Annotated in this window: 6 protein-coding genes; 1 reads left to right on the top strand and 5 read right to left on the bottom strand. The window is 65.5% G+C overall.

Annotated elements, in window-relative coordinates:
• Positions 1–228: 228 nt before the first annotated feature.
• From ACWCPF_RS41665 to ACWCPF_RS41650, 4 genes are all read right to left on the bottom strand, one after another.
• Complete coding sequence (locus ACWCPF_RS41665) at positions 229–1,365, bottom strand: Wadjet anti-phage system protein JetD domain-containing protein (protein WP_451050357.1); 1,137 nt, start codon at positions 1,363–1,365, stop codon at positions 229–231.
• A 133-nt stretch (positions 1,366–1,498) separates the two neighbouring features.
• On the bottom strand, positions 1,499–5,785 hold the full coding sequence (locus ACWCPF_RS41660; RefSeq protein WP_451050356.1) for a TIGR02680 family protein: 4,287 nt from the start codon (positions 5,783–5,785) through the stop codon (positions 1,499–1,501).
• Complete coding sequence (locus tag ACWCPF_RS41655; protein WP_451050355.1) at positions 5,769–7,007, bottom strand: TIGR02678 family protein; 1,239 nt, start codon at positions 7,005–7,007, stop codon at positions 5,769–5,771. Before ACWCPF_RS41655 ends, ACWCPF_RS41660 begins: the two co-directional genes overlap by 17 nt.
• A 38-nt stretch (positions 7,008–7,045) precedes the next feature.
• Positions 7,046–8,596 carry a TIGR02677 family protein gene (locus tag ACWCPF_RS41650; RefSeq protein ID WP_451050354.1) on the bottom strand — a complete coding sequence of 517 codons (1,551 nt, stop codon included), beginning with the start codon at positions 8,594–8,596 and terminating at the stop codon, positions 7,046–7,048.
• Between the two features lie 804 nt (positions 8,597–9,400).
• Here ACWCPF_RS41650 and ACWCPF_RS41645 point away from each other — a divergent pair.
• Positions 9,401–9,832: a hypothetical protein gene (locus tag ACWCPF_RS41645; protein WP_451050353.1), complete on the top strand. Its 432-nt coding sequence runs from the start codon at positions 9,401–9,403 to the stop codon at positions 9,830–9,832.
• Positions 9,833–9,903: 71 nt separating this feature from the next.
• Here the strand turns inward: ACWCPF_RS41645 and ACWCPF_RS41640 are convergent, their stop codons facing one another.
• On the bottom strand, positions 9,904–13,011 hold the full coding sequence (locus ACWCPF_RS41640; protein WP_451050352.1) for a tetratricopeptide repeat protein: 3,108 nt from the start codon (positions 13,009–13,011) through the stop codon (positions 9,904–9,906).
• Between the last annotated feature and the right edge of the window lie 101 nt (positions 13,012–13,112).

Raw genomic sequence — 13,112 nt, 5'->3', positions numbered from 1 at the left:
ACGTGTCGTCCGGCGCCACGAAGAACTTCACGATGATGCTCACCTGGGCATCATGCCCGACTATCCAGAGCCATGATCGGCCGGACAAGTCCTAGGTGCCCGCCGGGCGCCCCATCAAGGAAGACACGGGAGGCGCCGAGCACAGTCGTGAGTTTGTCGGCCTGGCGAAGCCCAACAAGGATCACAGGATTGGCTCAAGCCCTGTGATCCTCGGGGACCCAGACAGGCTCAGAGCGGCTTCAGCTCGGCCAGCCAGAGGTGCAGGTTCGGGAGGACGTCTTCATGCATGCCCTCTTGTTCACAGCGGAATCCTCCGTGCTCGATCATCGCGGCCACCAGGCCCTGAAAGTGATCCGGGACGGTTTTCGCCTGCCGTTTCGCCTCGTTCAGCCACTTCTCGAGCTGCGGCGGCTCCTCCACGAGCTTGCGTCCGCGGCGGTACAACTCCGCGTCCATGGCGATGGGTTGGATGCTGCGACCGCTCTTTTCCGCGAGGTCGAGGATGATGCCGATTCCGGGCGGGTCGAGGTCTCCCCAGGCTGCAATCGGCAGGGACTCGGGCACGCACTTGCCCAGGAAGTGAACCAGTGCCCCAGAGGCGAATCCTTCGGTCCAGACGCAAAGCCAGGTCCTCGGGACCGTGGTGCGCGAGGCGACCGCTTCGAAAGTCTCCTGGTTCTCGATGAGGAAGACACCACGGGCCTGGAGGTCGAACCGACCGTCTCTCGTAACCGTCCACCCCGGGAGTTCGATGAAGGGTTCAGCGAGGGCGAGGTCCGCCACGAGACCTTGCCGGTGCCACTCGGCCGGGCCGGTCATCCTCAGTCCTGTGTCACTGGTGTGGACGGCCTCGGTGAATGGGAGACCAACCAGCTGGGAGAAGGCGGCCTTGGCTGCGTCGGTCCACGTCTTGGTTCCGCCCAGTGCCAGCGCTGCCAGTTCGCGCTCACTGCATCTCCAATCGCGGCTCGCCTTGCGAAACCACTCGGCCGCCGCCCGCAACGCGGCACAGTACGTGATCCAGTGAGAAGTGGCGGCACGTGAACCGTCGGGAGGCACACGCCTGTTGTCGTCCGGCAGCGCCACGAGTAGCTCGTATTCGAACGCCAGCTCAGGCACATCAGCGATGGCGGCCAAAGTCTCCGTACGCTCTCGCATCAGACGGTCGCGTTTGACGATGGCCTTGTACCGGGCCTGGCCGCGTTTCGTGCGAATCGGCCCGCTGGCTCCGATGATCAGCATGCGGAGCGGCAGAGTGTGCCGACTGGCGCGCAGCACGGCATCGGCGCGTGCGAGGTGGATGCCTTTCGCGTTGACGGCATCACCGAACAGGTCGATGAGATCGGCGCGTTCACGGTCGGTCATACTCAGGGCGAGAGGCCGGTTCAGCTTTCCCCCGTTGGCGAGGCGCTCACGCACTCGGGTGCAGAACAGGACTCCCCCCGGACTCACCGCCCACTTCGCGAGATCAGGGTGCAGGGCGACACGATTTCCCATGTCAGTCGAGGTCCAGGTCGCCCAGCAGCCCACCGGCCCGGCCACGGGCGGGGGCGTCCACATCCCTTGCCTCGTACTCCTCCTCGGCTTCGGGCTCGTCGTCCAGTTCCTCGTCCATCTCTTCGTCGATGTCGATGTCGTCGTCGGCCTGTTCGTCGTCGAGCTGATCATCGGCGTCGAAATCGAGGCCGATGCCGCCAAGCAGCGCCGGGTCGACCATGAGATGCCGCTCGGCCCCGTCCCAGACGATGGGGGTGGTGAGTACACCCTCCACCTGTGGGTCACGGAACAGCTGGTAAGTGGCCACGCCGGGAACCTCTTCGTAGAAACCCCATTCGTCGTGGCTCGCCATCACGAAGTCGAGGTCGAGTTGGACGAGCAGTCCCATGCACTCGCCTCGCATCTCGGCGTCGATTCCGGCGAACGCCTCGTCCAGGTAAACGGGACGCGGAGCGGTTCTTGCGGCTCCCGCATAGTGAGCGGCCGCGGCGGCAAAGAGCGGGAGTTGCAGCATGACGGCCTTCTCCCCGCCCGACCCCTTGCCGTGCATGCCAGTGTCGATGTCGGTCCATCGCTGCTGCGGGCCGGTCTTGTACTGGACGCGGATCCGGCTCCAGGTGCGGTAGTCGAGGGCGATACGCAGGTGGCTCTTCCAGTCCAGTCCCCCCTCTTCCTCCCTGGCCACGGCGATCTGGCGACCGAGGAAGGTGATCAGGTGTTCGCGGGCCTCGTCGGGCAAGAACCTGCTGGCCTGCCGGTCAAGTGTCGCCAGGGCTTCCCGCGTTTCTTCGCCTTTTTCGGGATCCGCCTCCCACACCAGCCGAATGACGTGCCCGGAGGCCGTGCGGCGCTGCGCGAGAAGTCTGTTCATCTCTTCAATGAGCGCCTTCGCCCGGGCACGGCGCCGGCGTAGATGGTCCCCCACTTGTCCGAGCAGGACCTCTGTGAACAAGTCGTGTTCATTCGCGTCGAGCAGGCGGTTCCGTTCGTAGACCTCTCTCTGCACGATCGCGAGTCCTTCCGCGACAGCGAGGTGTTGACCGTTGTGGAACAAACGGACAGAGACGAGGCGGTTCTCGTTTCCGGCCCGCACCGTCCAGTCCGGACCGGCCAGGACTTCCTCGAGGATCTGCAGTTCGCGGTCCACGTCGTCGCGTGCATGGTCGAGGGCATGTTGATCCGAAGGATCGTCAGCGAGTTGCCGGATCAATTCCTGCGCGGCGGCGACTGCCTCGAGACTGTCGGTGGCTGTACCGTCTGTGGAGACCAGCGCGAGGAATCCGAGCCGGTCAAGTTCCCTGTAGTGCCCTCGTCGCTCCTCCAGTACGAGTTCTCGTTGCCCTACGAGTTCACGGGCCTGTGTGCAAGCGGATTGGGCGCGAGTCTCCTCCTTGATCAGCCCTTCCAGAGCAGCGAGGCTCTTCTCCTCCATGGCCTCGTTCTTCTTGAGGCCAGCCTGGGCAACGCCGAGTCTCTTCAGTACGTCGTCGACGTCGGCTCCGACGGCGCTACGGCGCACATCGTGTTGTTCGCGTTTTCTCTTCGCGTCGCGCTCGGCGTCGTCCGTATCGGTTTCGGCCAGTTTCTGATGTCCTCGGCAAGTGGCCAGCAGTGCTTCGGCACCGTTTCGTTGCTCCACCCGGCTCGACCAGGTGCCCAGCCGTCGGAAGAGATCTCCGAGACTCGTCGCGTATTCCGTGAGTACCCGCTGCTCCTCGGCAAGCGCCTTCAGCCCCGTGGCGGTCGCGCGTTGCCTGGCGTATCCCTCAAGCTCCGCGCGCGCCTCCTGCCAGGTGATCTCTCGCGCGTCCAGCGTGGCCTTGGCCTCCTGGCCCGCCAGGTCGTACGTCTGGAACAGACTCCTGGCTTTCGCGAGACTCAACTGGCAGTCACGCACTGGCTGGTCGAAGGCAGCGGCCTCGTCGCACTCAGCCCGCAGGTCGCCCTGCCGCTCGGTGAGGCGCTCTTGCAGCTCATTGAGCCCTACGATCCGGCCGTCCAGTTCGACAAGCTGGTCGTCCAGCGCTTTCAGCCGACGGCGTCGCTCGGCCTGACGGGCGGCGGTACCGATGTAGGCGGCCTGTGTGACCTTGGTACGACCATGGATGGGGCCGATGCGCCACGAGCCGTCGGTCGACACCCAGTCACCCGGATGGTGCTCTGTCCCGGCGGGGGCGAGCGCGACAGCAGCCAGGATGCTCGTGGTCACCCGCGACGGGACGATCTCGTGATCGACCGCGTGCAAAACGTCGGCAAGGGATCGGCCCGGAACCGGTTCCCGGTCGGCGACCAGGAGGCTGTCGAGCGTGTCCCCGTCCAGTAAAGATCCCTCGGGGGTGACCCATGCGTCAAGCACTCCCGACCCGAGCAGGGCGGCTTCCAAGCCTGCTCGGGTCGTGTCGTCGACGTCCGGCGCGAAGTCGAGCAACCGCCAGAGTGGAGCACCGTCGGCGCCGCTGCTCCGATCCCGCCGCTCGTGTACCGGGGCCGCGGGCAGGGGGTCCTTCTCTTCGGCGACACTCGACCGCAGGGCGGCCGTCTTGTCTCTTGTCTCCTGGAGACCACGGAGTTCGGCGGCCAAGTCGGATGTCTGCTGCACAAGCAGAGTCCCTCGGGGGCGAGAGAGGCGCTCCACCTCCTGGGAGAGGGTGGTGGCGCCATTGAGGCCGAAGGTAGGCACCAGTGACTGGAGTGATTCCAGTTCGACGCCGCTCAGTCGCAATTCCTGGCACCGCTCGTTCCAGTCGACGAGTGCGATGCGCAACTCGTCCATCCGGTCGGTGAGTTGCTGCCCGTGATCGTCTACGTCACGCTTCGCCGTCTCGCAGAGACCCCATGCCTTCTGAAGGGCGTCGTCTGCCTGATCGCGTAGGGCTTTGGTGTCTCGCGTCGTCTCGGCCAGCTCGACCGCACGCCGGAGGACGTTCGCGCGGGCTTCCACGTGGCCCAGTAGCATCTTCTCCGTCTCCTCGGGATCCTCCCGGACGGCAGCGGAGAGTTCGGTGTGAGCGTCCCCGATGCGGGTCCTGGCCGCCTGTGCCAAGGCCTTCTCTTCTGCGGACAGGAGGACAGCGGCATCTCGTTCGAGAAGCCTGGTCTGCTTGGTGGCCTCGCCTTCCGCCTCTGCCGAGGCAGTTGCCGCCTTCTTCAGACGCTCTCGGAATCCGGGGAGCTTCTCCTCCGCCTCCTCGGCCTGTTCCTGGAGCTTGGTGAGAACTTCGTGCTGCTTCATCAGCGGGTCGACGCGAAGTTCGTCGACAGAGATCCGAAGCGTTTCGCGTTCTTCGAGGAAGCGCTTGCGCTCCTCCTTCCCCTGCTCCAGCTTCTTCTCAGCGCTGTCGGCCTTCTCAACAGCCTCCGCACTACTGCGTTGTGCCTCGGTGAGCTGAGCATCCGCCTCGGCCAACCCCTCGGCGATGTTCCTAGTCCACCGGCGCGCGTAGCGGGAGTACACCGACAGGAAGGTGGACATGCCGAGTTGGTGCCGCTCCTGCTGCGCCAAGTCGGCGCGGTCACGGGCCAGTTGGTCGAAGCGGACGGCCAACCCGTCCAACAACAAGGTACTGACCGGTGGCAGGCCGTTGGTCAGCATCCGGCTGAGCCGTTCGCCGTTGAAGTTCTCGCTCAGCTTCGGCTTGCGCAGGACCAGCAGGAGTTCCACCAGAGCCGCCAGTTTCCCGATCCCGAAGCCGAACAGGCGCTCCGCAACGGCTGTCCGGTACGCGCGCCGTTCCTCGAAGACGTCCTCTGGACCGAGCCGCGCCTCCAACTGCTTGCGCAGATACGGCTGTCTCCGTTCATCCAGCAGGCTGAAGTCCTCACCGATCCGCTTGGCCGTGACGAAGAACCAGGGTTTGTGAACACCTCCCTTCGCGGACGTGCTACCTCTCATCCCCATGCCGACTGTGATGAATGCGTAGCCGCCGTCCTCGGTCACGCGTCCGTACTCGCACCATGTGTATCCGACACGGTCGCCGCGCCCCCGATGCAGCAAGTTGTCCCGCATCGGCCGTGCGGTCGAGCCGAACGGGTCCAGCCGCCGGGCGCTGAGCCGCGCGTCCAGCAGCAGCGGGCTGGTGACCTCCATCACCTTGGTCTTGCCGGCGCCGTTGCGTCCGCGCAGGATCAGCCCGTTGCGGTAGGAGACGAACTCCTGTTCTTCGTACTCCCACATGCCGATGAGGCCGAGGCGGAGTTGCTGGAACCGTTCCCGTTCCGGTACGGGTAGCTCCCCGTCGAGGATGCGCTGAAGAGCGGGCGTCGGCGTTCGGTCAGTCGGCGATGCCATCAGCCTGGCCTTCCGAGGTCGAGGTTAAAGGAGTCTGGCGCTTGACCTGCCGGGGCGGCACATCGAGATCCTGGCCGAAGAGCAGCAACGCCTCGCCCGTGACACGAACCCCGCGTCCAGAAGGGTCGCGGTAGCGTGCGACAACGGAGCGGACGAGTATGCCGTCCTCATGCGGATCGACGAGTCCGAACTGCGTCAGCACGGGCACGGAATGCTTCAGCACGACAGCGCCGTCCACGGGTTTGCGTTCGAGGTTCGGCACGACGCGGCGAATCTGCTGTGCCACCAGAGTCGCCAGTTCCAGGAGTCGGTCGTGCCGGACCACAAGGCTGCCCGTCTGGGCTGGGTCAGCTTCTCCGGCCAGCAGGTCGGCTAGTGCGAGCGCCGCCACCGATACGGCGCTGGCCGCGGGGAATTCGATGTCGGAGAAGCGGGGGTCGGCGATCGCGAGGCCCTCGGCCCTTGCCTCGACCCGGGTGTCGAGTCCGAGGACGATTTCCGCCGTCAGTTCGTCCCGGTGCACAGACAGGTACTCCCGTTGGTCCGGCGGCAGGTCTTCCAGGTGGACCACCGGGTCATCGACCAGACGGCGCATGAGTGCCTGCCGAAGCTCGGTTTCAGTCCTGCCACCACCCCCGCTCTCGCCATCGGCGACGCGCAGCAGCGCTTCCGGGCCGTGCGCCTGGCTGGGCGGGACCGGACAGACGACGGCGGAGGTGGCGAGGTGGTGGTCGACGTCGTAGAGGGCGTTCCCGAAGCCTGCGATGTAGGCCTGTTCGGAGTCGGCCGTGACGCCCGGCTCCCGAGGAGACCGCAGTACACCGCCCGCGGCGAGGAGTCGGAGCGCCGCGACCAGATCACGGCGCTCCCGGGTCGAGGTGGCGTCGAACCTGCGCAGACCAGGGTGCGCGGTCGTGAGGGCGGTCACGCGTTCGGCGAGTTCACTGATCACGGTCTGCCGGTCGCAGTCGACCAGGACCGCCAGCAGCAGGCAGTACAGGGCGCACTGCCGTGAGCTGGGAACGGCCGGATCGGGAAAGCGCCCGGGATTCTCAGGGATCTTGAGCAGCCGTACCACGTCACGCTCGACGACCAGTGGCCATCCCAACTGCCGGTCGAACCAGATCCGCAGCTGTTCCTCATTCCGACGGACCTGATCCACCATTCGCCCGTGCCGACCCTCACGCCGTAGCACGGGAGTGCGCAGCAGGGCCCGGACCACCTCGCGGCATTCATGGCCCTCCTGCCCGGTCCAGCCCTTCACCGCTGCCCACGCTCCTCCACCAACAGCGTCAACTCGAAGTCCTGCGTGCTCATCGCACCGCCCCGCAGTTCCACAGTGGCGGCAGATGTCCTGTCCACCGCGGGACGCAGCGTGATCAGCAGACGGCCGTCAGGGGTACGGGTGCGTCGGACACCCCCGCTTCGCTCCCGCACCGACAGGACCAGTCCGAGGCAGGTCAAGAACACCTCCGCCTCGGCGGAATCCAGTCGGCCGAGCTCGGACAGCCGTACAGGCCCTCTGTCCGCCAACGATCGCTCAGCGGCTTCCACCGTTGCGTGTTCCTGCCTCTGCCTGACTGCCAGCAGACTCTTGGCCCGACGCGGGTCGCGAATACGCGGCGGAGATCCCGTGTGCGCCCGGGCCCCCCGCGCACGCAGTTCCGCCGACACCGGAGCCGGTTCGCTCTGCCACCAGCCGATCTCCGGTCGGGCATCATCGTCCTCGTATACAGCGGGATGGCCGAGATGCCGGGACGAGTAGGCACCGAAAGCCGTACGCCACAAGGCGATGGTCTCGCGCCCACCGCCGGTCATGTCGAACCCTTCGAACCAGCCGGCCAGGGCTATCAGGTCCGCCGTCCGGCTGGCCCGCCGGAATCGTTGATCGTTGATGTGTCCGACGGTCATAACGATGAAGGCGATCGCATCGGAAGCCCGGTCGAGCAGCAACTCGGCGACCGGCGGACGGTCTTCGGCTGCTACGAACCAGCGGCGCAAGCCCTCCCACATCTCCGTCATCCGCTGTGCCTCGCGATCGACGACCTCTTCATGGCTGACGCCCAGGACCGGCGCGGCCTCCAGCGCAGCCAGCTCGGCGAACCGGGCCAGGAGCCCCGCCTCTTCCAACCCGATGATCAGCTTCGCGATCGGGGCAGCGTTCTCATGGAGGACGACCGTGAAGGACTGCAGATACCCGACGACGACATTCTTGTAAGCGATGAACACCTCGGGATCTCGGATCTCTTTCGAAGCCAGCGAACCGTTGAGTCCCTGGACGAAGAGCTTGGCGTCCTCCGCCAGCTGCGCGAATCCCTCCGTCGTACGCCGGAAAGCGCCGAGCGCGCTGCTGAGGTCGCTGTCCTCCTCACGGATGACACGCAACAACGCCGCGAGAGATTCGAGAATCTCCGGAAGCATCGATGCCTGCAGCGAACCCGCATGGGACAGGTCCTCGTCGATCCGAGTCATCTCACGATGGACCCGGGCGCCGGCCGAGGTCAGCTGGTACAGGAAGTCCCGCTGAAGGTATTCCTCGGGCGTGGTGGTGTACCGGGTGTTCTGGATCCGGTCCACGTTCCGCCAGTCATACAAGTTCTCGAGCAACCCCTCAACCGCTGGAAGCATATCCAGCAGCTCTGGTTCATCGACGAGTTCGTCCTGTACCCGCTGCCGTATCTGCTCCGTACTGAGATGGACGCCGAGTCGGGCCTCCTCCTCCAACAGCACGTCCAGGACCAGGCGGTAGAACAGCGCCTTGTCGTGGTTGAGGTAAGCCACGATCTTCATACGTCCGCCGAACGCGGCCACGTGCCCCACTCCCCCGCCCCCACGTCACAAAACGCACCGAGTCCCTCAGATATTGCCAGACACCTCCTGCGGCGCAGTCCTTCTTTCATCAAATGTGCGCGTTCGTGCGACAACGCACCCAGGATCGGGCCTGGCTTCATTGCATGGGCAGTTCCCGCCACCGGCGACGGACGGTTGAGCGTTTATTTTCAGACGACAGCCGCAAGCACGTATCGCGGGTTGACCGACACCCTTCGTTCCCCGGACTCGTTCCCTCAGCCCAGCGCCCGGGCCGAACGCCGAACACAGGGTCAAGATCGCGAAGTCCGTGGGAAAGGCAGCGCTGATCCTTCTCGATCCGGAACGCGGAGCGACGGAGCGGTGGCGTGTCTCAGGGGCGAGCATCATGCCGGGCGGGACAGGGGCATCGCGCACGGCACGGAACGGAGTCCAGGCCTCGAGGTTCTGGCGCAGGCTCGCAGAACACGACTTCTGGCGCAGGAGCCGACACGTCGTGGTGGTCACTGCTGACGACGGCTGCTGCCTGAAGCACGGCCAGCATTCTCGGCAGGCACAGGACTAGTAGGAGCTGCTGAAGGGGTGCGACTCAAGCCGCCGCGTGCCGGCCGATGGAGCAGATGTGGTCTCCGCGCTACAAGCGTCTCCGGGGAAGATCACGGATCCCGATCCTGCCTCGCAAACCAGCGGTCCGGGGCGAGGAATGAGTCCTGGCACCGACTTCGGATCGCGGCATACCGTGGGGACAGCCATCGCCCAGTAGATCGCAGCCCGGAAGAAGCGAGGGAGCCTGTGGAAGCGGAACTGGTGACACTGATCGGAACCGGCGCGACCACCATGGTCGGCCTCATGGCCACCGACGCGTGGGAAGGTGCGAAGCAGCGCATGACGCGTTTCCTCGCGCGCGGCCGCGAGACCGACACGGTGGTCGCGGAGCTGACCGAGTGCCGCACCTCCCTGATCGCGGTGGCCGGCACCACCGACGAGGAGACCTTCGCGGCCGACCTGACGGCGTCGTTACGTCTCCAACTGCGCCGGCTCCTGGAGAGGGAACCCGGCGCGGCAGAGGAACTCCGGCGTCTCGTCGACGAGTTCGCCCAAACGGTCCCGTCATCACCGGGCACAGTTCACAACAGCATCACCGGCGGCACACAGCACGGTCCGGTGATCCAAGGCCACACCTTCACGAATCTGACGATCGACGCCTTCGGACATACTCCTCCGGATCGAATCGTCTGAGTACCGCGGCGGCCCGCACACCCCATCATCATGCCCCCGCGCACCACGCAGGCCAGCCTCTGAACGCACCGTCAGCGCTGCGTCCGCCTTGCAGAAGCGGCATCACTGATCTCCCCCAGCCCCGTCGCCATTCCAACTCGGGCACGTTCGAGTTCCGCTACCGCCTCCGACTCTTCGGGAAGAAGGTGAATACGCTGGGCAAGGACGCGCGCCGAATCCAGATCCCTAATGGCCGACCCGTATTGGCCGAGCACGCGCTCCGCTGTTCCGAGGAGAAGCAGAGACTGTGCCTCCTCCATCGTCGCGCCGATGGATCGAGCGAGGTCGAGTGCGCTGACGTGCAGCCTTACAGCATCGTCCGCGTGACCGGACTCGCGGTGAACCCTACCTGTCTCGTTCAGACAGATGACCTGGTTCCGCAGATCACCAAGCTCACGGAATGATTCGAGCGCATCCCTCAGAAGACGCAGGGCTTCGTCCAGCTGTCCCGGGATGGGCAGTGCACTGGCCAGCGTAATATCGATGACAGCAAGATCTGACTTGTTGATATTCAGTGGACTGATATTCCGGGCCTCGGTCAGGATCTGACGCGCAGTCTTTTTCTCTCCCACACGGACGTAGAGATCGGCGAGATTATTCAAGGTACGTCGCTGGTCCATTCCATCACCGATTGCCCGAAATTCTCGCAATGCCTCGCTCAACGCAATACGTGCCATGCCGTACTGGCCCAGATAGAGGGAGGTGATGCCGAGGTTGTTCAGGCAGCGGGCGACTTGACGCCGGTCGCCCTGTTTCTCTCTCACCGCGAGGACGTCACGCTGGACCGCGCGAGCCGCGTCGAGTCGGCCCTGGTGCCAGTGAACTGTGGCCAGTTGATGCAGGGCTTCCAGCTCCGCGTCAACGTCGCCGGCGTCCGCGGCCATAGCGGACGCGGAGCTGAGCGCGGCCATCGCCCGCTCATATTGGCCCGAGCTGCTGTAAACGGTCCCAAGGTCGATGCGGGCCCGGACCTCGGCCGCCTGTTCGCCGGTCTCGTGCCAGTAGTGGACGGCGTGCCGATGAATCCGCTCGGCATCGGCCCAGAATCCGCCGGCGCCGAGAAACCCCGCCATGACGTGGCCAAGGACTGCGGCCTGCCGGAACATTCCGTGGTGGCGAGCATATCGGGCGGCGTTGATGAGCCCGAGGTGTTCGGTCATTAGCCAGTTCTCCGCGTCCGCGGCATCCCGCCACGAAGGGAGGCCGCCCGTGTCCGCACCGGTGTCGACCAGGTCGAGCCGGGAGCGTTCAGGACGGATCAGCCGATCGGCGGCGTCGACGGCCGCGATGTAATAGCCGACGAGGCGGCGCAGCGCGGCACTCCGGTCCGCTGCCGAATCCTCAGCGGATCCGAGGCCCTCCGCGAAATCGCCGAGGAGGTCGTGGTAGCGGTACCGCTCCGCCGCAGGGGCCTGCAGCAGATGGGCATCCACCAGCACGTCCATGGCCCGTTCGACGCGATACAACGGGAGACCGCTGAGCACGGCGGCACTGTGCGGACCGAACTCCGGCGCGAGATGCAGGCACAGCATCCGGAAGACAGTGCGTTCCTCAACGCCCAGTGCCGCGTAGGAAAGACGGAAGACCCCCGCTATCTCACGGTCGGTGTCATGCAGTTCCTCGATACGCGCATGCTCGCGTGACAGGCGCTCGATCAGATACTGCAGACTCCAACTGGGACGTGAGTTCAGCCGACTTGCAGCAATCTCAACAGCAAGCGGAAGCCGCCCGCACAAGGAGACGATCTTCTCGACTTCTTCGGAGCGGTCGGCGCGGTCGTCCTCGATCATCCGCCGGAACAGCGCGGCGGCGTCGTGCTGCGGGAGTACGTCGAGAACGATCGGAAACGCACCGGGCAGGCCGGAGAGACGACGACGGCTGGTGATCAGAAACAGCGAAGGCGAGCTCGGCGGCAGGAGCGGTCTGATCTGCTCCGGGCCGGACGCGTCGTCGAGAACGACGACCACACGCCGCTGGCGTAACGTTCCATACCACAGAGCGGTCAGCTCCTCCAGGCTGCCCGGCAGGGGCCTCTGCAAGGTGCCCAAGGTGCGGAGCAGTTGTGTCAAGGCGGACTGCGGCGTCAGCGGCTCCTGTGCCGTTCCGTGGGTACGCAGATCCAGACTGATCTGACCGTCGGGGAATCGACCAGCGAGCCGTTCGGCCGCGGTCCAGGCCATGAGCGACTTGCCTACGCCGGCCATGCCGGAGATGGCTGCGACGGTGACCGCCGACGCGGAGCCGGAGGCTGACCTCTGAATCCGGTCCATCAGCGTGCGCATCTCGTGTTCCCGCCCTACGAGTTGGGCATGCTGGGGCAGAACCTGCGGGGCTGGGATGCGATCGACCGGACGTCGCCCCCTAGAGAGCAGAGCACTGATAGGAGCATGCGACAAGATCAGTTCGTGGATGCCCGCCAGTTCGGGTCCGGGCTCGGAGCCGAACTCCTCGCGCAGACGTCGACGCAGGTCCGCGTAGAGCCGCAGCGCATCGGCATGCAGACCACGTCCGTGACGAGCGATCATGAGTTGTCCGACGAGGATCTCGTCCGTGGGACGCCGGGCCACGAGTTCCGTCAGTTCCCCCATGGCGTCGGCGAAGTGCCCCAGCCTGAGTTCGAGGGCGATCCTTGCGACAGCAGCCTCGACACGTTTTCCCCGCAACGTGGTCCTGAGGCCCTCGGCCCACAGACCGCCCAGTCCGGCGAGCGCCTCTCCCCGCCAGAGTGCTTCCGCCTGCTGGAACAAGTCGAGTGACTGATAGAGGTCAGGATCGTCTTCGTCCTCCGACAGCGCACGCGCCTCGCCCACCAGTCGTTGGAAGCGGTACCAGTCGACGGCCTCGGGAACTGCCTCCAGCGTGTAGGTGTGCGACCGTCTTTTGATGGCGGGAGCCGTTCCGTCACCGGCCAGGACCTCCTCCATGTGCCGACGCAATCGGGTCGCATTGGCGTATAGGCTGTTCAGCGGGTTGCCCGGAGGGTCACCGTCCCACACTCTGCGGATCAGGGCGTCCAGGCCGACCGGCCGACCCACGTCGTAAGCCAGCGCCGCAAGGAGCAGGGCTTCCTTGGTGGAACCGAGTGCCAGAACATGACGATCGTGGCCGATCTCGACAGGGCCGAGAATCCTGCAGTCCACCAGCGCTCTCCCCTCGCCGGCAGCGCACGGAGGCGCCGTTCAAAATAGGGTGACATATTGTCAACTTCGGTCAACAGGAGCGTCTTTAAATGACCGAAAAC

This window comes from Streptomyces sp. NPDC001858, from assembly GCF_053594615.1.
Note: the sequence above shows the minus strand (reverse complement) of the source record. Positions and strands in the feature narration are given on the sequence as shown.